This is a genomic window from Halomonas sp. IOP_6 (genome assembly GCF_021151565.1).
Lineage (GTDB): Bacteria > Pseudomonadota > Gammaproteobacteria > Pseudomonadales > Halomonadaceae > Vreelandella > Vreelandella alkaliphila.
Genome location: NZ_JAIRBO010000008.1, coordinates 129,052 through 152,003 on the forward strand (window position 1 = coordinate 129,052; position 22,952 = coordinate 152,003).

The window sequence follows — 22,952 nt, forward strand, 5'->3', positions numbered from 1 at the left end:
GTGAATGAAAAATCTAAAATGAAGTATAAAACCTATGAAGAAGCCAAGTCTGCTGCAATTAAGCTGAACATAGTTAAAAAGATAGAGTATATAAGCAGGTATAAGGAAGATTCTCGTTTGCCAGCCAAGCCAGAGGCGAAATATTCAGATAAATGGCTAAGCTGGAAGTCTTTTTTAGATGTTCAGCCTGTTCAAAAATATGCATTATACGAAGATGCTAAGGCTGCTGCGCAAGCTCTAAGATGTGAGAATTCAATAGAATACAAAAATAAGTATAAAGAAGACCCTCTTCTCCCTTCTGATCCTGCGAAAATATATGCAGATGAGTGGGAAGGCTTTTCTATTTTTTTAGACCAGCAAAGATATGGTACTTATGAAGAGGCCGAAAAAGCTGTTCAGAATCTTGGAATAACAAAAACTACAGAATACAAAGTTAGATTCCGTGAAGATAAAATGTTACCTGCTCATCCTGATAGAAAGTATCAGAGAAAAGGATGGGTTGACTGGTTCACCTTCTTTGGTACAAATAAAAAGGAATTGTATAAAACTTACGAAGAAGCAGCTAAAGCTGCTAAGAAGCTAAAGGCAAAAACTTACAGTGAATATGTAGAAAGATACCAACAAGACCTAAGGTTAACCAGAGTTCCAGAGAGGAAATACAAGGGGGCAGGATGGGTAAGCTGGCAAGAATTCTTGCGTGGCTTGTATCCCACCGTTCAAGAAGCACAAGAGGCCGCAAGAAAATTAAAAATAAGGCACCCAACCGATTATAAAAGAAAAAGAAATAAAGACCCGATGCTTCCTTACAACCCACAGACGACTTATAAAAATAAAGGGTGGGTTAGCTGGCAAGATTTTCTGTCACTATCGTATTTTTCTTACGAGGAGGCGGTTGAATTTTTAAAATCATCATCAGTTAAGATAAGAGTTCCTTTCGAATATATGGTTCTTGTTAAATCCGAGAAAAGGCTCCCTCGTAGCTATACAAAATATGATCAATACTATGATTGGCCTAGCTTTGTTGGTTTTGTTTATCAAGACCCGCTAGATGCAGTTAAATTAATAAGAACAAAAGGAGTAAACATTGAAAATATCGAGGATTATAAAGTTCTATGTAAACTCTACCTCTCTTTGCCTGAGGATCCTTTAGCATATTATGGTTTTAGCTCATTTTCCGATTTCTTGAATTTTAGTACAGACAAGCTTTGGGATCTTAAGACTATTAAGAAGTATTGTCATGACAAAAAAATAAAAACTCGCGAGGAGTATGATGAAGTTGCTAGTAAAATACCAGAGCTTCCAAACAACCCAAAAACAGTTTCGCCTAACGTAAGAATAGATCGGATCTTATACAAAGATCCTTATATCTCTGTATTTGAAAATGAAGAATACTATTCATGGGTAAAAATTGCTGACGACTGGCTCACCTCAACAGGATCTTACTCAACACGCAGATCTCTTATCAAAAACTTTTTCGTGTTTTTCAAAAACACTCTGCCTGTGCTACCTGAGTACCTTTGTGATTCCAAGTCTCCTCGACTAGATATAAATGGTTTTATAGATTCATTACCAGATTCACAGAAAAATGTATCATCAGTAAATCATCTTCAAAAATTTTTTGACTTCGTTATTGAAAAGCTATGTTCACATCATTGCGAGGAAACGGGCGAAATTATTGTTTTGGAGGGATACGAAAACCCAATTAATAGGAAGGTATTAACTGTTGATTTTCAGCCTAGGGTTAATAACCATGAATCAACAAAGCCAGCACTTCCCTTCCGCTATATCCAGCGCGCCAGGCACCTAATTATCCCACCAGGAAAGGAAATATTAACTTTTTCAGAACTGTACGAAAGACTAAAATATGCAACTGATTTCTTTGATTTTATAGGAGAGTGGTTTGTTGCTGATATAAGTATCATCGACGATAGCGATCCTAATTGTGTTTGGCGTAAACAAGATGGAGTTTTCGAACTTTGGTCACCCGTGAGAATAGTGGCGATATATACACAGCTCTTCATGCCATTCAGGGGCTCCCAAATATGTTGGCTTGATAGTGGAGAGGCCGACGTCGAGATTCTTGAGGAAGAAAATGGTAAATACAAATGGGTAAACAACGAGCTTCTCAAAGAATATCGAGTTCCCAAAAAACATCATCAAGGTTTCTTCAAACCTGGTAGTGATAAAGAAGTTGTTTGCCATGTCAACACAAACAAAACGGCCTCCAATGCTTTTGAAGGATACGATATTCCATGGGTTGACGAAAGAATTATTCCCCTCTTGATTCAGCTAAGAAACTGGCAGTCAAAGTATAATTCTTTGGAAAAATCGACCAAATGGACTAATCAAGTCAAAACTGAAAATGATAGAACACTTAGAAAATACGGATACAAGGGTAGAAGCTGCTTTCTTTTTAGAGACCCTTCCTTGCAAGGAGGTATTCCACTGACACAAGCCAAGCTCAGCTCTGGCTTCGCTGGAGTTCTTCATCTTATTCAAGACAAAGAATTACCCCTTACAATGATAAGAAAAGGGAAGAAGGATACAAATTCTTTGAGCAATCTTCATTCCCTTTTTACTCTTCATTCCATGCGTGTGTCTCTTATAACAGCTTTTATCAGAGACGCTAAAATAGCTCCTGAAGTCGTTCAGAAGCTTGTTGGTCACTCATCTTTAGTTATGACGATCTATTATACAAAGGTTACTGCTGAGGAAATAAGGGAAGCGTTAAATGATGCTGAATCTTTAATCATAAAGAACCAGGCTAATAGAGTTGAGCAGTTAATTCGCCAAAGAAAGATGGATGAAATAACAAGTGAGCTAGTTAATTCTAGAGGTGAGCTAATTAAAAATAATTCGACAATGCCTGCAGCAGCCTACACCATGATGGATTACGGGATTTGTCCTAATGGACGTACTAAGTGTGATATTGGTGGTGATATGATAGGTGAGAGCTCAAAAGTATATCATCCAACACCTGCAGGGTATCTAGGAAATAGCAACTGTCTTCGTTGTCGTTTTTTTTATTCAGGACCTGCTTTTTTAGGCGGTCTTCAGATGTTATGCAATGAAATAACATTTGAATGCAAAGCTGCATCAACCGTCATTGATGAATTAAGGCAGAAAATCGACACTTTGGAAGACGAGCAGTACCAAAAGCTTCGTGAAAAGCAAGACTTCACAGGTTCACATGAAATAGCACTTACTGAAGCACACTATGAACAAGAGGTAACAAGATTTGATTCTCTTGTCTGTGATTTGATAGTAGCAATTCGTCTTTCCATGAATTCGATAAATATTCTCAACTCCAGCATAAACGACTCTACAAAATCCCCCCATCACAACTTAATAACTACTGACCAGGACGCAGGTGTTTTGTTGAACTTTCCTGAAGTTAGTAATTTCCTGCATGTTGACATGGTTTGCCAGTCTGCCAGCTATCATCAGTCATCTAGACCTCAAAAAGCAACACTGGTAAGAACACAGCTATTAGATCTATTCGCTCGTAAAAATGGGCTTTCGCCAGGGCTCTTTGCCCTGTCAGAGCGCCAGCAGCTAGAGGTTGGAAACGAAATCACCAAAATGCTTCGTTCAAGACTGGGGGGCTGGGACGCTGTTAGCGAATTAATGGACAAAGATGCAGTGATTACGCTGGAAGACCTACAGATAGAGGAGAGCGCTATTAAAGAAGGGCTGCAATTAATGTTTAATGGCCAAGCACCTAAAGCAATATCTTTTTCATCTGAAAAATAAATGAGGAGTATTATGATGCCTAGAATAGTTGACAAAATTTACGACCAGCTTTTGGAAAAATCACATAGCAATCGTGTAAAAAAAAATCTTTCGGTTGTCAAAAAAGCATGTGATTTTCAACTTGATCGAAAATCTAAAGATTTCAGCATTGCGACCATCGGGCGGTTGTCAGAAGATTTCGGTGGCGTCAAGGCGCAATCAATAAGAAACGCTACAGGGCAAGTCTACAGAGATTTGATAAATGCTTACAGATCAGAAAACCCCGTAAAAGCTATCAATACAACTCCTGCTGAGCCAATTTCTTGGGCAGGAAGAATAGAAGACCCTGAGATTCGCTATCGACTCCTTGATCTGGTTGCTAGCGAGAGGAAACTCAGGAACGAACTGAATCAGTTGAAAGCTGTAAAAGAAGTTGAGGTTGATCTTCGTCTAGAAAGTAAGACTGTTGAATGTCGCTTGTATGATTCGCTTACAGATATCGAGATAAAGGCTCTTTCTGACTTCATAAGTAGCTCTAGGCTCTCAAATTTTGGGTGGTCTATCGGTACAAATGGTCGGATATTAGATTCTAATGGAAAACCTGTAACCAAGCCGGGATTTGTAGATGGTATCCAAAAGGTGCTTACGATAAATAGTCATAATTAACGCCCACAAAATTTTCAATTTAACATCACCGTATTTGATGGTAATAATATAGTGTACTATTTAATTGTAAAAGTTAATGATAAGAAATAGAAAAATTTACAATAAAAATGATGAGCCATGCAGTAAATAACCTAATAATCGGCTGCTGTGCGTTAGATTTCTGGTTGCTGGTGTGGCGTTCCTTGTGGTGGCCACAGAGGTGCATCAGCTCAACGATTTTTTGGATGATGCGTTGTTGTTCTTCCGCAGATGGCACGACAATTGGCATTTTCTTCAAGATATGATAATTCAAGTTCGTTATGGTTGTACTGACGGCATTTCGAGTCAAATACTTCCTGAAAGTCTTTGTAAAAAACAGCAACTACAGGATGAATAGCCTGTTAATCGCGTGGTAAGGCGGTGTTGCTTCTGCGTAAAGTTGAGCTTAAAACCCCGTCGCAAGCGTGACGTCAGTTTACAGATATTGAACGGGCAAATGAGCGAATTGCCCGACTAACACGACGGGTAGCTGAGCTAGAGAAAGCGCAGGAAACTCTGATCGATCAGTTTGCACGCTGGGCATACAGTGCTGATGCACATGGGTTAAATGAGACTATTCTTAACCAGCCAGTTCCAAAGTCTTACTGATAGCAGTTTTTGATAGTAAAGAACGAGTCAAAATCCACCTTTACAGTAGGTTAGTGCGGTTTTGGTTTTTTATTTCTTGATTCAAGTATTTGGTGTGAGTGTTGCTTCAACCAAAATCACCTCCACCTGACCATCCAACCGCTCCTTCACCGACCGCCACTCGGGCATAAACTTATCCAGCAGTGCATAGAAGCGCGGACTGTGGTTGTGTTCTACCAAGTGGCACAGCTCATGCAGCAGCACGTAGTCAATGGCTCGCGTGCTGGCTTTAATCAGGTGCGGATTGAGTAGCACCGCACCTTCGGGCGAGCAGCTGCCCCACTGGGTTTGCATTTCGATCATGCGCCAATCGGGTACTGTTTTTGTCCATGGCAACGTCTCGACCATCATGTTCAATCGGCGCTGAAACACATCCACCGCTCTGTCGCGGTACCACTGGCGTACTGCCTTTTGTATACGCTCAGTGTTGAGGTCTTTACCTTGCACCCGCAGTTGGCCGCCTATGAGCTTGCAGGTGACCTTCCGCTGGCTTGGATCATCGATTATCTTGAGTACGTATCTACGCCCCAGGTAGAGCATGCTTTCGCCGCTTACCCACGCTCTTGGCTGCACGTAGCGGTTTCGCTCTTCAATGTCATCCAGGTGCTTGAGTATCCATCTCGCCCGACGCTGCACCGCTGCTTTAATCTCGGGTAGCTGTGCCGTTTCGGGCGCATCCACCTGCACCATGCCGTTGGGGTGAACATGCACCCGTATCGTGGCTTTTTTATGTTCAGGCAGATAACACAGGTGGTAGCTGAACGTTCGCTCACCGTAGCGCGTTTGATACACGCGTGGTTGTTCGTCCTGCGTGGCATCCACAGCGGTCATCACTTTGCTACTCCGTTACGCAGAATCTGAACCACTTCATCCAGGATCTCTTTGGCTTTATTCAAGCCTACCAGTGAGAACAGCTGTGGGAGCAAGTGTTTCCGTACATCTTGCTCAATACCGACGGGGTTCAGAGAGTTTTCTGCCACGGCGCGATTCACCACAGTGTCGATCTCAAAGGCTTCTTCGATCAATTGCTCGCCTTTGTCTTTTTCCAACACGGCGAAGTCTTCACCCAGCACGAGCTTAAACGTGCCGTAGTAGGCCTGGGCATGCTTGTTCCCACTAAACGCTTCTAGCGGTAGGTCAGGCACTTCTCGCTCTTCAACCTTGGCTTCCAGGTCGCTGAACAGCTTGAACTGCGCCTTGTAGTCGAACATGGATTCAGCTTTTTCGATGGCTTCCTTCAGCAGTGCCGAGAACACCTTCTTGGCGTAGGGGTCGTCGCCTAGTTTCTCCTCGATGGTCTTCTTGGTACGTGTCTTGATCTTGTCGGTTTCGTTTTTGGTCTTCTCGTCGCTCCAGTTATCTGGGTTACTCTCCACGGGGTCGATAAGCACGGGTTCATCGCCAGGGGCAACATGGACACCGGTGACATAACGATCAATAAGGTCTCGAATCTGACCTTCGTAGGCGGAGTAATCGACGGTTTCCTGGGCATCCATCCTCACGGTCTTGCGCAGGTCTGAGAACCACTTCAAATCGGCTTTGTATCGGCGGATATCCGCCTCGGTGAACGCCTTATCATCAAAAAAGCTTTGCGTGGAAAGCGCCGTTTTCAAACACATCCCGAAATGGGTGACAGCCTCATAGAAATCCTCCCGCCGTGCCTGACGAACATCAACCTCTACACCGTCTTCGTCGGCTTCATAGTTAGGCATGAAAACCTGGCGATAGGGTTCAGGGTCTAGGCGGTTATCAATATGCCCGAAGAAGCTCAGAAGCCGGTCGTGCAGCCTTGGCAGCTTCTTGTATTCCGTGTCGACGTTGGCATACAGGCCTTCAATATCCTCGATGGCAAAGCCGCCCTGAGTCTGATCCTCAAAGTTTTGATAGTCCTTAATGGCAGTATCCAGTTCTCTGAGAATGCCCCGATAATCGATCAGGTAACCAAAGGGCTTCTGAGGATGCAGCCGGTTGACGCGAGCGATGGCCTGAATCAGGTTATGGCCTTTAAGCTGCTTGTCGATGTAGAGAACGGTGTTACGAGGCTCATCAAACCCCGTCAGGAGCTTATCAACAACGATCAGGATATCCGGTGGGCCATCGGTGCCGAAGTCCTCTATCGTGGCTTTCTCGTAGTCCTGGGGGTCGCCCGTAACGTTCTGCTTCCACCACGCTTGCACTAACGGCAGGTTGGTTTCATCCACATCGGTATGGCCTTCACGGGTATCCGGTGGGGAAATCACGATGGCACTGGTCACCATACCTGCGCTATCAAGTTCCTGCTTATAGCGAATCGCGCTGAGTTTGCTGTCGGTAGCCAGCTGGCCCTTCAGTTCTAATCCGGCTTTTTTGAAGTTCTCGCTGAAATGCACGCTGATATCGAACGCGTTGAGCTTGATGCGATCCTGCGCGGTATAGATCTGGCCTTGCTTGGCGTACTTGCGTTTGAGATCGGCTTTTTGGTCGTCTGACAGTGCGGCGGTCACCTTATCAAACCAGCTATCGACCGCCTTCTGGTTCACATCGAGCAGCGGTTTACGCTCTTCGTACAGCAGCGGCGTAATGGTGCCGTCCTCCACCGCCCGCTTCATGGTGTAGGCGTGAATGATGGCCCCGAATTTCTCGGCGGTTTCGCTTTTCTCGTTTTTCAGTAGCGGCGTGCCGGTAAACGCAATGAACGACGCATTGGGCAGAGCTTGGCGCATCCGCTGGTGGTTTTCACCCCCCTGGCTGCGGTGGCCTTCATCCACAATCACGATGATATTTTCCGAGGGGTTATAGCATTCTGGCTGCTTAGCGGCGGAAGCGAATTTGTTGATGATGGTGAACATAATCCGCTCATTGCCTTGGCCTATACGCTTGGCCAACTCCTTGCCGGAACGCGTTTTGGCAAGGGAGTCACCGCTTTTCTTACCGGCGATGTCACTGCCAAAAGCCCCACCGGTTAGGAAGGTCTTGGATAGCTGTTTCTCAAGATCCACGCGATCCGTGACGACGATGACCCGGCAATTCTTTAGCGCGTCACTAAGCAGTAGTGCGCGACAGAGGTACACCATGGTGAAGGATTTGCCGGAGCCGGTGGTGTGCCACAGCACGCCGCCTCGGCGCTCACCGCTGGGTTTAAAGCCCGAGATGCGCTCCAACAGTGCCTTGATACCGAACGCCTGGGGGTAACGGGCCGCAATCTTGCCTACTTTACGGTCGAAGAGGATGAATAGCCGTAGAAACTCCAGAAACCGGTACTTATCCAGCAAGCCGACGAGAAGCCGATCTTGTTCGGTTGGCGTAACGTGTTTTGACCATAGCTGTTCAAAGTAAGCCCGAATCTTCGGGGGCTTGCCCTGGAACAGCGCGTCCTTAATGGAGGCAGACAAGGGCTGGTTCTTTATGCCCTGAACGTAGTGATCATCGAACGCTTCATCTTGCCATGTCGACCAGAACTTAGCCGGGGTGTGGGTCGTACCGTATCGGCCATCGTTACTGCTGATGGCGAGCAGCAACTGGGCGAACGCGTACAGGTAAGGGATTTCATCGTTTTTCTGGTTGCGGAGGTTCTGGCTGATGCCTTCCTCCACCATGTTCTTGTTGGGGTTGCCAGAGGCGGCACGCTTGGCCTCTATCACCGCTAAAGGAATACCGTTCACGAACGCCACCACATCGGGTCGGCGGGTATGGGTGCCCTGGATGGAGAGCACCTCCATCTCCTCGGTGACGTGAAATTCGTTGTTATCCAGGTGCTCCCAGTCGATCAGGTGGATCGTGGGCTGGGCTTTCTTGCCGCCCACGAACTCGGTCACGGTAATGCCCAGCGTCAACATGTCGTACACGGACTGGTTGGCGTCCATCAAGCCTTGCGCCATGGAGGGCGTCGTGATCTCTCTGATAACTTGATCAATGGCCTGATCAGACAGAGGGTACGATTTACCCTTAAACGTGAACCGGCGCTGGCGTAACACGCGCTCTAACACCGGCTTCATCACCACATCCCGCTGGCTGCCTCGTAGCGCCTGGCAATCTGTGGCGGGTAGAAACGTCCAGCCCAGGTTGATCAGTGTCGCCAGGGCGGGAATGTGGCTGGCATGCTGTTCGTTCCCTTGCGGGGTGGTGTTCATGCGACCTCCATTTCCACCTGCACTCGACGCTTGCCGGTCAGGAGCTGTTGCATGAGTGCTTTCTTCTCTTGTTTTAAGCCGTCAATTCGCTTTTGAAGCTGCTCAATTTCGTCGTTTGCCGAAGCAAGTATACGAGCAATCGCTTTCTGCTCGGCCACCGGAGGATAGCTGAATATGATTTTCACAAAGTCTTTTTTTGATAGCTCCATGAATGTTGAGCCGCTCGAATAGCGAATAAACACATGGCGATTGAACGAGAATAGGTAGTACAGGAATTCAACATCATGTTTGTTGTTGGGAATAACGGACTTAAACCCTTGGTTGGTTGTAATTGGAGTCGTAGAAATTGCCATCAAGCCAACAGAGGCACGAGTACAAACGCAAAGAGAGCCTGAGGGCATTAAGGCCGCGGAACTTTCTTTGACGCCTTTCTCTGTGATTTTTCTGGGAGTGTCGTAGATGAAATGGGTTTTGAGAGCAGTTATGTCTGTGGGCGTTAACCATTGAACATCCCCACCCCATAAATCGCTATCGTTGGTGTCAGGAGTGCCACCTGAGATTATTTTCCCGGTTTGAGAAATTGATTTACTCTCCCATTCTCCATCAAACCCCGGCAACCGCTTCTTCCCGGTCAGCAACTGCTGCATCAACCCTTTCTTCCGCTGCTGGCTGTTCTCAAGCAGGCGCTCGGTGGCGGTGATGGCCTGATCCCAGGTGGAGAGGATCTGGGCGATCTTTTTTTGTTCGGGGAGGGGGGGGACTGGGATGTTAACTTTTGCAAAGTCTTTTAAGTTAAGATTTTGCCGACCATCGCCAGTTGATAAAGACACACAATGAGAGAGGAACTTTGGACTGTTGAAGTACCAACACAAAAACTCAGGATTAATTAACTCTTTTTTTACTCTTGTGTTCAACGTAGCAAAACCAAGGCTTCCATCGAGATCTTCATCAATCATTGATGAAACACCGACTTCGCCAGTATGAACTGTAACTATATCCCCTACGTTTAATTTTCTCGACGAATGTTGATCGGCAAAAGATTTTGTTAGCCGAATTAGTTTCTTTTTTGTTATCCGGTTCTCTTTAATATCAGAATTTCGAATTAATGCAACGCCACAGTTAGAGTAATGCTTAGTCATAGTTGTGACCAAGCCGATTGAAACTTTTGAAATTTTGTTCAGAGCATTTACTGACCAGTCTTCTGGTAAGTTAAGCTTCATAACCCAACTCCTTTAGATAACCCGCCATCTGCTCGTTTAGCTTCGCAATCTCTGCTTCGATGTCCTTCCGCTCCGCTTGCACGGCCATCAGGTCGATCTCTTCCTCTTCCTCGAAGGTGTCCACGTAACGGGGAATGTTGAGGTTGAAGTCGTTTTCCTGAATTTCTTCCAGGCTGGCCAGGTAGGAATACTTGTCCCGTGCGTCGCGCTGTTTGTAGGTGTCGACCACCTTGGCGATATTCTCATCGGACAACTGGTTCTGGTTCTTACCGGCTTTGAACTCACGGCTGGCGTCGATGAACAGCACCTTGTTGTCGGTTTTATCCTTGCGGAACACCAGAACCGCCGCCGGAATGCCGGTGCCATAGAACAGCTTTTCCGGCAGGCCGATCACCGCATCCAGCAGGTTTTCCTCGATCAGCTTTTGGCGAATCCTGCCTTCGCTAGAGCCACGGAATAGGACGCCGTGGGGCACTACGACCGCCATGCGCCCGGTCTTGGGCTTCATCGTCTCGATCATGTGCAGAATGAAGGCGTAATCACCCTTTGTCTTAGGCGGCAAGCCACGACGGAATCGGGCATAGGGGTCGCTCTCGGCGCCCTCAACCCCCCACTTTTCTAAAGAGAAGGGTGGATTGGCTACCACGATGTCAAAGTGCTTCAGGCCACCGTTTTCATCCAGCAGCTTGGGGTTGCGGATGGTGTCGCCCCATTCCAGCTTATGGTTGTCGATGCCGTGCAGAAACATGTTCATTTTCGCCAAGGCCCAGGTGCTGCCGATGGCTTCCTGACCAAACAGCGCGAAGTTCTTGGAGCCGTCGGCCCCTTTGCGGATCTGATTGGCGCACTTCAACAATAGCGAGGCAGAACCACACGCTGGGTCGCAAATCTCATCGCCTTCTTTCGGCTCAACGATCTCAGCCATCAGCTCGGAGACTTCCGGCGGGGTATAGAACTCACCGGCCTTCTTGCCGGAGGTGGCCGCGAAGTTTTTGATCAGGTATTCGTAAGCGTTACCAATTACATCCAGCTTACCAATACGGCTCGGGCGCAGGTTGAGATCGGGCTTCGCAAAGTCTTCCAGAATGTGGCGCAGAATCTCGTTCTTCTGCTTTTCATCGCCCAGCTTGTTGGAGTTGAAGCTGATGTCTTGGAACACATCGGCCAGCTTAACGATGTTGGCTTCTTCAATGGCATGCAGGGCTTTGTCGATACGCTCGCCGTTGCCTGGTTCATGCCGCTGGTCATGCAGGGCGTAGAAACCGGAATCCTTAGGCAGCACGAAGCGCTCATTTTTCATCAGCTCTTCGATTAGCTCCGGGGTATCGCCGTATTCGGCCACGTAGTTGTCGTAATGATCCTGATACACGTCCGAGAGGTACTTCACGAACAGCATGGTTAGCACGTAATCCTTGTAGATGCTGGGATCTACCGTGCCCCGGAAGGTGTCGCAGGCATTCCAGACCGCCTTGTTGATCTGTTCCTGCTTAACGGGATCGTTATTCATATCATTTTCCTGTCGTCGTATCAGGACGAAGTAGTTGGTGGCCAGCGGCATCAATCATGCGCTGCCGATTTTCGATTAACTGGTTCAAAAGCTGTTGTTCGCGGGTGGCGGCATCGGCCAGTTTGACCATCAGTGCTTGCTGCTCAATAGGCGGCACCACAATAGGCAGGTTGCCCAGCTGTGACTTGGTGATGCTGGGTGCTGCCGACCCCTGAGAGCACATGGCGAAATAGCGCTGGGCAGCCACATGGTTGAGCTGCCAAGCCAAAAATTCTGGCATTACGCTACATGCACTTGAGGTGAGCCGGATGTGGTAGAAATTCGGCGTGCAAACAGTATTGTGCGGTAGCTGCCGAACCACCGCCGCACCGTTGCGGGTGCCCTTGGCCATAAACAGAATGTCGCCAGAACAGAGATATTCCGGGCGTTTGCGGCCTGGAAGCGTCACTCGATCCAGCGTTTTGCCTTGTTGGTCATTGAGGGGTTCACCCACGATAAGGTGGCGGTACTGCACAACAAAAGCATCGCCTTGGCTATCTAGCTCTAGCTTTCCACGAAAGGGGTAGCCAGGCTGAATAGCGGCAATACTCTGTAGCAAACACGTTTGTTTGGGCGGATGATTCATGCAGCGATGCCAACGTCATGGTTAAGATGAATTAACCTTACCACGCGTGCATCATCGCGCAAGATGCAGTGTAAAAATAAGGGCAATGCCAACCAAGGAGGCCGTGATGTCAGGTGAAGAACAGAAACCGGTGGAGGCTCCACAGAATAACCCGCTGCAAAAGCTCAAAGGCTCCGTGCAGCGCTACGACCAGCCGTTTGAACCCGTTGGTGCTGAGGACTGGGAAACCGTGCTGCTTGAAGGGCTAACGCCTGAGACCGCCCATGCTGATGAGCTTGCGACGCCGTCCTTGAAAGAACTCGGGGAAAAACCTGACAGGAAGCGGTAAATCTCTACTCAGAGCTTGTTGATGCGGCGCCTCTCCGTATACTGTATGAAATAACAGTTATTTGAGAGGCTAGGCGTATGACTACAACCGCTTCGTTCATAGGCACTGCTGCCCTATGCCCCGTACCCCAACCGTTACCCATGTTCGCCAGTGCTGTGCGAGCGGGGTTTCCAAGTCCCGCTGACGACCACCTGGATGCGGAGATGGATCTGCATCGCCATGTCGTTAAGCGGCCTGCCGCCACATTCTTTGTGCGTGCGGAGGGCGACTCTATGATCGGTGATGGTATCCATCATGGTGACCTGCTGGTGGTAGATCGGAGTCTAGAGCCTCTGCCTGGTCGAGTGATTGTGATTGCGGTCGACGGGGAGCTCACCGTGAAGCGGCTAGAGCGTGTCGGGCAACGTGCCTACCTGAGAGCAAGTAACCCTGCCTATAAGCCAATCCCTTTGGAAGGTCGCGAATCGCATGTGTGGGGCGTGGTTACCCATGTCTTGCACAGCTTACCGGGTGCCACACCGCTATGATTGCCTTGGTCGACTGTAACAACTTCTACGTGAGCTGTGAGCGGGTGTTTAATCCCGCTCTGGAAGGCCGCCCGGTTGGCGTTCTCTCCAATAACGATGGCTGTGTCGTTGCCCGCTCCAATGAGCTCAAAGCGCTGGGGGGCGAGATGGGAACGGCCAAGCACCTACTCCCCCCGTTTATCCGCCGCCAAGCAACTCTTTTATCAAGTAATTATGCTCTTTACGGAGATATGAGCCGACGTGTCACTGAAGTACTGGCTGAGTTTTCGCCGGACGTTGAGTTGTACTCGATCGACGAAAGTTTTATGGGGTTTCATGGGTTTGATCCTGCAACCCTAGAGGCACGTGCGCAACGGCTACGTCAGACGGTTCGCCAGTGGACAGGGATTCCCGTCTCCGTGGGCTTTGCGCCTACCCGTGTGCTGGCCAAGCTGGCCAACCACGCCGCCAAGAAACACCCAGGTTACCGAGAGCAAGGCGTGTGCCTTTTAGCAGCGGATAGCCTTGCCACGCAAGCGCTGCTTAAACAGCTGCCGGTAACCGAGCTCTGGGGCATTGCCCGACGCACCGGCGAACGGCTACGCGTGATGGGGATTGAGACTGCTTGGCAGCTGCGCGAAGCCGATCCCAAGCACATACGTCGTCATTTTAGCGTGGTGCAAGAACGCATTGTCTGGGAGCTACGCGGGCAGTCGTCCATTCAGCTAGATGATATGACCCAACCCAAGCAGCAGATTATGGTGTCGCGCTCCTTTGGGTGTCTTACCAATAGCCCACACGATCTACGTGAAGCACTTCGCCAACACGCTGCCCGCGCGGGTGAAAAACTACGCAAGCAGCACAGCGTCACCAGCGCCGTGATGGTGTTTGTGCGCACCAATGCGTTTCGACAAGATTTGCCACAGTACCGTAATCGCGTGGTAGTGACACTAGACCGCCCGACGGACGATAGCCGCGAGTTGATCCACGCCGCTATCCAAGGGCTTAGACAGCTTTGGCGTAAGGGCTACGCCTACCATAAAGCCGGCATCATGCTTCTCGATCTCTCCCCCAAAGCCAACCGCCAACTGACACTGACAGAAACACCGCAAACAGAGGAAGAAGCAAGGCGTAGTGAACGGTTGATGGCTACTGTCGACAAGCTCAATCGAGAACTAGGGCGAGAAACGATACAACTAGGGCTGCCTCGGGTTGGAAATGCCTGGACATTACGCGCTGAACACCGCACGCCGCGCTATACCACTCGCTGGGAAGAGCTAGTGAACGTTAAGCTTTAAGCGGCAGCGCTGCTAATTAAAAAAGCCAGAATGGTGAGCAAATCAAATAATCTGGTGCTAAGGTGGTTTAGAAATTAGCGGTGCGTAATATATTTGGAGAGCAGGATGCCCCTAGCCAAGCCGTCTACTAACGACCCTTTACAAAGTGTGTTTGCTTTCCGCGCTTTTGATTTACGGGACAGATTCCCCCAGCCACTAGAAACGTTTCGCCAAGCACTGGAGTGTTTACAAAGCGGTGATGCTTACCTGCCCGATATGAGCGGTGAGATTGTGGCTTACCTCCGTGATGGTCGCGCACTGCCTATCCCAGAATATTTTTTCATCATTCAAAGCGGCAACACTAGCGCTGTGGTTCCACCGCAAGAAAATGATTATGTCTGCGCAGCTGTTGAAGCTTGGTTACGAGACGCGTTGCTGAAGACATCGACACTGCTAGAGAACGCATCAACGGTCAGGCCTGCTCGGCTCAACATCCTACTTGATCAATGCGACCCAAATGCCCCAGAACCTGACGATATACAGGCATGGCAGAACATGCACGATGCCGGCAGAGAAATAATAGATGCCCCCTGCAGAGAAGATGTTTGGGATGCAGCAGTGCAGGTAATGGGAGAAGTATTGGCAAGGCGCTGGATGAAAACAGCGCACCCTCTTCTTAATGGTAAAAGTCCCAACCTATGTATCGAGGAAGATCCTTCGCGGGTGTATGAGCTTGTGTCTCAGGTGGGTAAGGAGCGGGCTAATGGCTGATATCGACCCAAAGCGGACCGTCATGCAGGGTGCGGCATATGTCGGATCATCGACGTGGAGGGCGGATAGCTGCCGTTCGCAGCAGGTAAAAAGTCGCGACAGTCTGTGTGAAAATTACTTGCACCTTGTTGAGAGGCAGTAGTTTCCAACGACTGGTCTGCGCGGTATGGTTGTGCAAAGAATACATTGCTGAACGAGGCCGGCAGCGTGACAGAAAAAAGTGATTTAGCTCAGCTGATTATCGATGGCGATGCCGTCGGACGCCTTATCCCAATCATTCTCGACTTCGAATACAAAGACAGAAAACGTGATCTAGGCGGTTTCTTAGCTGACCTGCACAACTCGGGTGAAATCGCACTGCTCTCGAACGACAACCTTGAGGCCATACGACGGCTTGAGCACAATGAACTTTGGATGATATTCGGCGTGTTGTCTAACGCTATTGAGCACGTGGTCGATGATTATCCCGCTGTGCAGCAGTTTGCCGAGTGTCTGGTCGAGAGAGCGGGCAACGATGGGGCTTCTCACACTCCGTTTGTGTCATTCGTTCGTTGGTGCGAAAAACACCCCTCACAAGCCAGAAAAATTATAACAGGCGCAAAAGACGGCCAAGAGGATTGCCAACGTTCCTGTGTGTTTGCCTTACAAGGTCTCAATGACTTTGGATACTTGGTAGATTTCTTAGAGGACAGTAGAGCGGAATTCCGATCTATAGGATTTCGCGCCCTAGTAAGGCTCAAGAACATGACATCACAGGACGACCAAACTGGTATAGATGCTTGCCTTTCGGAAATTCAAAGCCCGTCTTCTGATGATGCGCGAAATGCTGCTATTGAGGCCGTTTTTCGCATTTGGGACAATGATTCGACCAAGGAAAAATATCGGCAAGACGAAGCGATAAAGTCCCTTCTCGCCCAGCCGACAGATGACGACTTGGTGCGCCTGTGCGCGATGCTTTTCTATCACAAGAATGCATCCACAGAGCAAACTATCAGTGCAGTATTGAGTAGATCACAAAGCATATCCTCCAGCTTCGAGACAGCAAGCCACTGGATAGATAACGCACTAACCTGGAAAGATGAACGCTGGTCATTCAAGGAGGTGATTGCGTTCATAGAGGCCATGGTTCCGCACTTCGAGCAGCCAGCAAAGAGCAAGCAGTTTCATAGCTTTTGCGAATGGGTTTGGGAAGAACCTGCAAACACTTCATACCTTTTCGCGCGCTGGCTTAATTCTGGCGACTTCTCCTTATGCAGCTTCTTGGCCGAAATGGTCAGCGGCGGAGATAAGGGAGCTGCGCTATCTCTCCTGCCGCAAGACTTACCTCCAGAAGCGGTAGATCAAGTCTTTCTAGCCCGAAAATGTATCGGCTTTCTTTGGCTGCATGAGATCACGGCGGCGTCAATTCTGCTCAGCCTAGTGGAACATGGACATTCAGATGCTGTTCCGGTGATCGAAGGGCTTCTTTGGGAGCCTCTTCTGCTTAGCTACTCAAGTGAGCTTAGACCATATCTTGAGCAGCAAGCGTCTAGTGCTTCTCCGATTGTGGCTAAGGTAGCTCAAGACCTGATAGCGCGACACAAGGCGTACATCGAGGGGCTTGAAAAGGCACAGGACCTTAGCGAACTTGAGCCATCAAATGAAGCGAGACGGGCCGCGGCGATCAAAGATCACCAGAGAAACACGGATATCCAAAAGCAAGCGCGCAAGATGTCTATACTTGGCGATCTGTTTCATACTGCGACGATGCTCTACGGTCGCAAAAGCTTCAGTATGATCACGGGTGCTGATGGCGAGAAGTTTTCAAGCATCACCCCGCTGAGCGAACACTCCTATAGCTATGAATTTCCTCGTTTGTCTGTAGTTGATCCGGTTGGATTTAATGCGCTTCTCACGGTTTGTAGGGTCGAGCAGAGAAAAACAAAATGAAACTGATACTCAAAGAATATCTTGCCTCCCTTAAGGAACGAGGTGACCTTGACAAAGCGTTGTTGCCCAACCTGCTTTCTGCGATGGGCTTGCAGGTTCTTAAAACCCCAATGATCGGGACGCGCCAAGATGGAGTTGATATTTCTGCTGTAGGTCAGTTGCCAGACGATGATCGGAAGTATCTTTATTTGCTCTGCGTCAAGGCAGGAGACGTAGGGCGCAGCGATTGGGATGCAGGGCCACAGTCAGTGCGTCCAGAGTTGCAGGAAATACTGGATGTCTACATAGGTTCGAAAGTTGCAAAAGAGCATCAAGGTTTACCGATCAAAATATGTTTGTGCATGGGGGGTGAGTTAAAAGAAACTGTTGAGGGCAACTGGGCTGGTTTCACGCAGAAAAACGCGACAAGCGAAGTATGCTTTGAGCTATGGAATGGCGACCGCCTAGCTGGATTTATGGAAAAGTCTTTGTTGGCTCGGGAGTTGCTTGACGAAACAGCGCGAAGGAATTTTCAGAAAGCCCTTGCAATGGTGAACGAGCCAGAGGCCTGCTACGAGTACACGAGAAGTTTTGTCGCCATCGTTCTCTCCGAAGAGGAAATGAAAGACAAAGAGCGCCTATTGAGGCTCAGGCAAGCGTATATTTGCCTCCACGCCATTTGCGCTTGGGCCGTTGAAGCAAAGAGCCTCGATGTTGTTTATCGGATATCCGAATTGGGCTTGCTGTTCTGCTGGGATGCAATGCGAGAACAACCAGTCAAGACGAAGCCCACCAAACATCAAGTCGCTCTGACGGAAATTTTGGATCAGTACGTCAGGCTCTATTTGATGATGTCCGAGATTTATTTTGACAAGGTCCTGTACCCTCATGCCGAGACGCTTCATGCCCTATCGGTTTCGGTAAAGTCGCGAGAAGCGGTCGATGCCAATCTTGCGATGTTCGACTTACTCGGGCGTGCGGCCACCCGTGCAATCTGGACGGATTTGTTCGGGAAAGCTCTCTCGGAGGCGAACCCCGAGTTGGCTCGCAGTCTGAACGAGCAGACAAAGAAAATGCTGGATATGTTGGTGGCCCTGATCAACAACAATCCGACTTTGGGGTCTCCGTTTAAGGACGATCATATGATCGAGGCAGCCTTGGTCATGTATCTCGCGCAACAAACATCGTCAGGGAGGCGATTTATGCCTTGGTTTTATGCCATGGCTGAGAATACATCGTTCGCGCTACTAACCAATGCCAGCTACCCGACGTGCTTTCGCGACTACAACGATCTGCTTGCTCATCCTGCGAGTAATGAACAGGAGTACCGTGATGAGGCTTGTGTTGGCAGTGTCCTTTATCCCTACCTATTCACTTGGCTTCAGTATTGCGCCGAACAAGTTTTCATTGAAGAATTCTCCAGACGACTTTCCCAAAAAATACCCGATTGCACACATCAGGCGTGGTTCCCCGATGAGGAGACAGACCAAAAAATCTGGCGTGGGGATACCTACCATGGGATTTGCGTGACTGACTTGTCGCCAGCACGTGGAAATGCGGAGATAGCAGATGCCTTGAACCTAGCAATCAAGGAGTGTGGGGCAATTTTTGAAATGACAGCGATGAAGCGAGGACTGGTTCCACTTTTCTTGACGGCCTGTAGGCACTACCGCTTGCCTATCCCGCCAACACTTTGGATGCCGCCGCAAAGCAATTCAGATGAGGCTCTGGTAGAGCCCCATTCATAGTAGAGCAAGAAGCCTTTTTGCCCTTTGGCGAAAGCTGCGCTGCAGCACCGTCGGGGGCCGTCAATGTCCGCATTTGGCCGGTCAACGACGGCCCGAAATAGGCCGTCGTTTACCCTCATCAAACTTCTGTCTGTTCTGCCATTTCTAACGCGTCATCTACCTCTATCCCTAGATACCTGACGGTGCTTTCAAGCTTCGTATGACCCAGGAGCAGTTGCACGGCCCTCAAGTTTTTCGTGCGACGGTATATCAGCGAAGCTTTCGTGCGACGCATCGTGTGCGTGCCATAAATTGACGCATCTAGACCTATTTCGGTAACCCAAGCTTTGACAATACGGGCATATTGGCGCGTTGAGAGATGCTTTGCGCTATTGATTCGGCTGGGAAATAAAAAGTCTTCGTTTCGGAGCTGAGCCAGCTGTATCCAGTCAATAATAGCGATGCGCGTTTGCTCGGTTATTTCGAACTGAACAGGTCGATGCGTTTTTTGCTGCATCACAATCGCTCGTGGGGATATACACGCACCATGAGCTATATCCCGTACTCGTAAATTGACGAGGTCGCAGCCTCGTAATTTGCTATCGATGGCTAAATTGAAGAGGGCGAGGTCTCTCGTCTTTTTGGCAAGCTGTAGACGAACACGGATGGCCCAGATGTCTCGAAGGCGCAGAGGCGCCTTCTGTCCAACCAACTTGCCTTTATTCCAAGGTGTAGGTGTACAGAAGATTTCAGTCGGAACGTTCATGGCATGATCCTCCATCAGGTGGAGGTCAAAGAATGGATCAATTCGTGCACATCATGTGCTAAGGTTAATTTAAAGTCGGGGCTCGACCCAAAACGGACGTGCTGGAAGTGCAGCAGCTTCTCGAATTTTGGATATTAATGCTAATTAAAATTAATATTCATGCATGTTAACGACTTAGAGTAAATTTTACTGGCTGCACTTGTCAGATAAACGTGCAGGCTCGCTTACCCAATCATAAGATGGGCAGCCCAATCCCTTTTATGCAGAATCGAGTTTGGAGATCAATAATGGACAAAATAACCAAGTCGCTAATAGAAACATTTTCTAAACAATACGAAATAGAGAGTATGAGCGAAGCGACTAAGTTTGAGCATTTTTCTAACTTTTCTATTATCTCAAAGCTGTTCCGAGGAAGCTTCGAGCTTGACGACATTCATGCAGGGTCAGGCGGAGATTGCGGCATAGATGGGCTGACTCTAATTGTTAACGGCAGAATTATAGTTGATGAGGACGAACTTCGAGACGTCGTTGAGACGACATCGCACTTAGATGCGGACATCACATTCATACAGTCAAAGACATCGTCATCCTTTGACGGATCGTCTATAGGAAGCTTTATACATGGAGTGAAGGATTTTTTAAGTGATGAACCTCAACTGGTTCAAAATGAAAGAATCCGGAAGATGAAAGCTATATGGGAATCCGCAATATCGATGTCTTCGTATATGATAAACCGGAGACCAATATGTAGGCTTTACTATGTAAGCACTGGAAAATGGCAGAACGATCAAAATTTACAGGCAATAATAAATTCGGGAAAATCAGAGATAGAGGGTATAGGTCTTTTTGAAGAGGTATCAATAGAACCATTTGGTGCTAGTGAAATACAGAGATTGTTTCACGAAACAAAAAATAAGCTTTCTTCAACAATAAACTTTCAAAGCCGCATAACGCTTCCGGACATTGAAGGTGTTCAGGAGGCATATCTTGGCGTTCTGCCTTTTCAAGAATACATCAAGCTAATACAAGATGAAAACAGCACTATTTATAGTATATTTGACGACAATATTAGAGACTTCCAGGGAAGTAATGTCGTTAATAAAAAAATAAAAAATACCTTAGAGGAACAAAAATTCGACCTGTTTTGTGTGCTTAACAATGGTGTCACTGTCGTTGCTTCAGCCCTTACGCCAGCAGCGAATCGATTTACAATAAGAGACTATCAAGTTGTCAATGGCTGCCAAACTAGCCATGTTCTACACGAGTGCCAGAACATCGAAGGTATTGATGATGTTTATGTTCCTATAAAGATCGTAGTTACCGACAATGATGATATTAAAACTGCTATTACGATGGCCACTAATAGCCAGACGGAAGTGAAAACAGAACAGCTTGAAGCACTAAATATCTTTCAGAAAAAGCTTGAGCTTTATTATAATGCAGAAAGGAAGTCGTTCCCGCTGCACTATGAGCGAAGGTCTCAGCAGTACAACTCAGATGTAGGTATTAAGAAAACTCAGGTAATCTCAATACCAATACAGATCAAGGCTTTTGCCTCAATGTTCTTGAACTCTCCCCATTTGGTATCCGGTTATTACGGGACCATAGTCAAGCGTTTTTCGGGGCAAATATTCAATGAGGAGCATAAGTACTCAACATATTATGTTAGTGCACTTTCTTACTACAGAATCGAGCAGTTTTTTAGGAGCGGTGGCCTGAAAACTGAGCATAAAAAGTCGAGATTTCATATTCTGTATCTTGTTCGTCTGCTTGCAACTGGTGAGGATTTGCCTCCTTTCAACAGCAATAAGATTGAATCTGTTTGTGAAAAGTTTAAGGATACCCTAGTCGATGAGGGGAAGGCGTTGGCGCTATTGCAAAAAGCTCAGGAGATATTCGAGTCGTCAGGTCTTGACCTTAGCAAGAAGCAGTACAAATCAGAAAGTGAAACTGAGCTCTTGTTGACAGCTTACAGGTTTTATAACAATTCATTACAATCGATAGCTACCGCTTCAGCTGATTGAGTAGTTAATGATCAAGGAGAAGTCGTTTGTATTATTATCGTTTTTTGAGAGCAAAACCAGGCAAACACCATTTATCTGAGATAGATGATGTAATTAAGTTTTACACGTCAGATGAATGTGGAACTAACAGAGACTTTGTGTTGAACACACCAGTCAAAGAAAGAATGGAATCTGGCCAAAAAGTACAGCTTCTATTTGGCATGAATAGTCTAGATGATGCCGTCAAAGTATTAAGTTGTTTTTCCTGTTACAAAAGAGTTTTAGCTAGGTTTGAACTATCTGTTTTAGAAACAAGCTACTCGATTCATTCGGATGCACAAGTGAATGAGCGCGTTGGGAGTAAGTACATAATGGCAGACTATAATGATGAAAAAATCTGCATTCCTGATGAATATGTCCAAGTCCTATCCCTAGCAGGATGGGTAGCTAAATCAGAAGCAAAAAAAGTTCTTATTGAAGTTGATAGTTTAGAGGAGAAGCAATACGAAAAAGTAATTTTGAATGCCTAAAAAACTGATTAATGTCTCGTATTCCAGACGCCGGACACATCGGTTTTTCGTCGATTATTAAGACGTTAAGTAAGAGGGTATACATTGAACAGTGAAATCGTCACAATTATTGGTAGTTCGTACTTTGAAGCTATTAGCACTCTGCTAGAAAAACTGGATAAGCATGAAAAGAGAAGTTCGTCAGGTTTTCAAGTTGGGTACTATGAAAGCGGTTTTGCAGCCTCTATCTGTATTCTTGCAGTAGTCGCTCTTGAGTCATACGTTATGCGTTCTCGATATATTAACAAGGCTAACGGACCTGATCTCAACAGATTGGCAGTTCCAGAGTATTTGAAAGGTGTTTACCCAGACTTTCCTCTTCATGAGGAAACAAAAGAAATCTTCGTTGTGAGGGATCTTTTAGCCCATAATCATCTTTGGGAAATACAGCTTGGGCTAGAAGAAGGCGTAGGCATGAAAGAGAAAAACGCCATAAGAAAAAGCTCAGGTGCCTGAATTCAACTAATAAGTGCAGCACCTGCGGTTTCTAGTGCTCCTGAATATTCTCCTAAAAACACCTGGGCTGGGGTTCGATATCCCAGCCGCTTTCTGGGTCTATCGTTCAGCTTGTG

At 47.5% G+C, this 22,952-nt stretch carries 18 protein-coding genes and 1 pseudogene; 11 read left to right on the top strand and 8 right to left on the bottom strand.

Going from position 1 to position 22,952, the window contains the following annotated elements; all coding sequences use genetic code 11:
- Positions 1–3,753, top strand: coding sequence for a gamma-mobile-trio integrase GmtZ (gene gmtZ / locus K7H08_RS15105; protein ID WP_231658426.1), 3,753 nt, complete (start codon positions 1–3; stop codon positions 3,751–3,753).
- A 12-nt stretch (positions 3,754–3,765) separates the two neighbouring features.
- On the top strand, positions 3,766–4,398 hold the full coding sequence (gmtX, locus tag K7H08_RS15110) for a gamma-mobile-trio protein GmtX (RefSeq protein WP_231658427.1): 633 nt from the start codon (positions 3,766–3,768) through the stop codon (positions 4,396–4,398).
- A 73-nt stretch (positions 4,399–4,471) separates the two neighbouring features.
- On the opposite strand, the gene K7H08_RS18515 is transcribed toward gmtX, so the two are convergent.
- From K7H08_RS18515 to K7H08_RS15135, 6 genes are all read right to left on the bottom strand, one after another.
- The gene (locus tag K7H08_RS18515) at positions 4,472–4,759 is read right to left on the bottom strand and encodes a restriction endonuclease subunit S (protein ID WP_442908343.1); all 288 of its coding nucleotides are present in this window, start codon (positions 4,757–4,759) and stop codon (positions 4,472–4,474) included.
- Between the two features lie 347 nt (positions 4,760–5,106).
- Complete coding sequence (locus K7H08_RS15115) at positions 5,107–5,895, bottom strand: M48 family metallopeptidase (RefSeq protein WP_231658428.1); 789 nt, start codon at positions 5,893–5,895, stop codon at positions 5,107–5,109.
- Positions 5,895–9,173 (bottom strand): type I restriction endonuclease subunit R, encoded by a 3,279-nt coding sequence (locus K7H08_RS15120; RefSeq protein ID WP_231658429.1) that lies wholly within the window; start codon positions 9,171–9,173, stop codon positions 5,895–5,897. Before K7H08_RS15120 ends, K7H08_RS15115 begins: the two co-directional genes overlap by 1 nt.
- Positions 9,170–10,393 (bottom strand): restriction endonuclease subunit S, encoded by a 1,224-nt coding sequence (locus K7H08_RS15125; protein WP_231658430.1) that lies wholly within the window; start codon positions 10,391–10,393, stop codon positions 9,170–9,172. The genes K7H08_RS15120 and K7H08_RS15125 overlap by 4 nt, the downstream gene beginning before the upstream one ends.
- On the bottom strand, positions 10,383–11,900 hold the full coding sequence (locus K7H08_RS15130) for a type I restriction-modification system subunit M (RefSeq protein ID WP_231658431.1): 1,518 nt from the start codon (positions 11,898–11,900) through the stop codon (positions 10,383–10,385). The genes K7H08_RS15125 and K7H08_RS15130 overlap by 11 nt, the downstream gene beginning before the upstream one ends.
- A 1-nt stretch (position 11,901) precedes the next feature.
- The gene (locus K7H08_RS15135) at positions 11,902–12,525 is read right to left on the bottom strand and encodes a restriction endonuclease subunit S (protein ID WP_231658432.1); all 624 of its coding nucleotides are present in this window, start codon (positions 12,523–12,525) and stop codon (positions 11,902–11,904) included.
- A gap of 106 nt (positions 12,526–12,631) precedes the next feature.
- Here K7H08_RS15135 and K7H08_RS15140 point away from each other — a divergent pair, with 106 nt between their 5' ends.
- The 6 genes from K7H08_RS15140 to K7H08_RS15165 all read left to right on the top strand — a co-directional run bounded on the left by K7H08_RS15140 (position 12,632) and on the right by K7H08_RS15165 (position 19,063).
- Positions 12,632–12,853 (top strand): hypothetical protein, encoded by a 222-nt coding sequence (locus tag K7H08_RS15140; RefSeq protein WP_231658433.1) that lies wholly within the window; start codon positions 12,632–12,634, stop codon positions 12,851–12,853.
- A 77-nt stretch (positions 12,854–12,930) separates the two neighbouring features.
- Positions 12,931–13,380: a LexA family protein gene (locus K7H08_RS15145; RefSeq protein WP_231658434.1), complete on the top strand. Its 450-nt coding sequence runs from the start codon at positions 12,931–12,933 to the stop codon at positions 13,378–13,380.
- The gene (locus K7H08_RS15150) at positions 13,377–14,657 is read left to right on the top strand and encodes a Y-family DNA polymerase (protein ID WP_231658435.1); all 1,281 of its coding nucleotides are present in this window, start codon (positions 13,377–13,379) and stop codon (positions 14,655–14,657) included. Before K7H08_RS15145 ends, K7H08_RS15150 begins: the two co-directional genes overlap by 4 nt.
- 105 nt (positions 14,658–14,762) lie before the next feature.
- The gene (locus K7H08_RS15155; RefSeq protein ID WP_231658436.1) at positions 14,763–15,407 is read left to right on the top strand and encodes a hypothetical protein; all 645 of its coding nucleotides are present in this window, start codon (positions 14,763–14,765) and stop codon (positions 15,405–15,407) included.
- Between the two features lie 186 nt (positions 15,408–15,593).
- Positions 15,594–17,336, top strand: coding sequence for a hypothetical protein (locus K7H08_RS15160; protein WP_231658437.1), 1,743 nt, complete (start codon positions 15,594–15,596; stop codon positions 17,334–17,336).
- Positions 17,333–19,063, top strand: a complete 1,731-nt coding sequence (locus K7H08_RS15165; protein WP_231658438.1) for a hypothetical protein — start codon at positions 17,333–17,335, stop codon at positions 19,061–19,063. Before K7H08_RS15160 ends, K7H08_RS15165 begins: the two co-directional genes overlap by 4 nt.
- Positions 19,064–19,181: 118 nt before the next feature.
- On the opposite strand, the gene K7H08_RS15170 is transcribed toward K7H08_RS15165, so the two are convergent.
- Positions 19,182–19,808 (bottom strand): tyrosine-type recombinase/integrase, encoded by a 627-nt coding sequence (locus tag K7H08_RS15170; RefSeq protein WP_231658439.1) that lies wholly within the window; start codon positions 19,806–19,808, stop codon positions 19,182–19,184.
- 287 nt (positions 19,809–20,095) lie between these two features.
- On the opposite strand from K7H08_RS15170, the gene K7H08_RS15175 reads away from it, so the two are divergent.
- The 3 genes from K7H08_RS15175 to K7H08_RS15185 all read left to right on the top strand — a co-directional run bounded on the left by K7H08_RS15175 (position 20,096) and on the right by K7H08_RS15185 (position 22,836).
- Complete coding sequence (locus K7H08_RS15175; protein WP_231658440.1) at positions 20,096–21,832, top strand: AIPR family protein; 1,737 nt, start codon at positions 20,096–20,098, stop codon at positions 21,830–21,832.
- A 26-nt stretch (positions 21,833–21,858) separates the two neighbouring features.
- Complete coding sequence (locus K7H08_RS15180) at positions 21,859–22,341, top strand: hypothetical protein (protein ID WP_231658441.1); 483 nt, start codon at positions 21,859–21,861, stop codon at positions 22,339–22,341.
- 84 nt (positions 22,342–22,425) lie between these two features.
- Positions 22,426–22,836: a hypothetical protein gene (locus tag K7H08_RS15185; protein ID WP_231658442.1), complete on the top strand. Its 411-nt coding sequence runs from the start codon at positions 22,426–22,428 to the stop codon at positions 22,834–22,836.
- Positions 22,837–22,838: 2 nt separating this feature from the next.
- Here the strand turns inward: K7H08_RS15185 and K7H08_RS15190 are convergent.
- A pseudogene (locus K7H08_RS15190) lies at positions 22,839–22,952 on the bottom strand (IS30 family transposase); the annotation flags it as partial.

Coding starts and splice junctions, on each gene's coding strand:
- K7H08_RS15125 (WP_231658430.1), bottom strand. CDS start 10,393: ATGAAGCTTAACTTACCAGAAGACTGGTCAGTAAATGCTCTGAACAAA.
- K7H08_RS15115 (WP_231658428.1), bottom strand. CDS start 5,895: ATGACCGCTGTGGATGCCACGCAGGACGAACAACCACGCGTGTATCAA.
- K7H08_RS15135 (WP_231658432.1), bottom strand. CDS start 12,525: ATGAATCATCCGCCCAAACAAACGTGTTTGCTACAGAGTATTGCCGCT.
- K7H08_RS15165 (WP_231658438.1), top strand. CDS start 17,333: ATGAAACTGATACTCAAAGAATATCTTGCCTCCCTTAAGGAACGAGGT.
- K7H08_RS15175 (WP_231658440.1), top strand. CDS start 20,096: ATGGACAAAATAACCAAGTCGCTAATAGAAACATTTTCTAAACAATAC.
- gmtX (WP_231658427.1), top strand. CDS start 3,766: ATGATGCCTAGAATAGTTGACAAAATTTACGACCAGCTTTTGGAAAAA.
- K7H08_RS15120 (WP_231658429.1), bottom strand. CDS start 9,173: ATGAACACCACCCCGCAAGGGAACGAACAGCATGCCAGCCACATTCCC.
- K7H08_RS15150 (WP_231658435.1), top strand. CDS start 13,377: ATGATTGCCTTGGTCGACTGTAACAACTTCTACGTGAGCTGTGAGCGG.
- K7H08_RS15145 (WP_231658434.1), top strand. CDS start 12,931: ATGACTACAACCGCTTCGTTCATAGGCACTGCTGCCCTATGCCCCGTA.
- K7H08_RS15170 (WP_231658439.1), bottom strand. CDS start 19,808: ATGAACGTTCCGACTGAAATCTTCTGTACACCTACACCTTGGAATAAA.
- K7H08_RS15140 (WP_231658433.1), top strand. CDS start 12,632: ATGTCAGGTGAAGAACAGAAACCGGTGGAGGCTCCACAGAATAACCCG.
- K7H08_RS15130 (WP_231658431.1), bottom strand. CDS start 11,900: ATGAATAACGATCCCGTTAAGCAGGAACAGATCAACAAGGCGGTCTGG.
- K7H08_RS15155 (WP_231658436.1), top strand. CDS start 14,763: ATGCCCCTAGCCAAGCCGTCTACTAACGACCCTTTACAAAGTGTGTTT.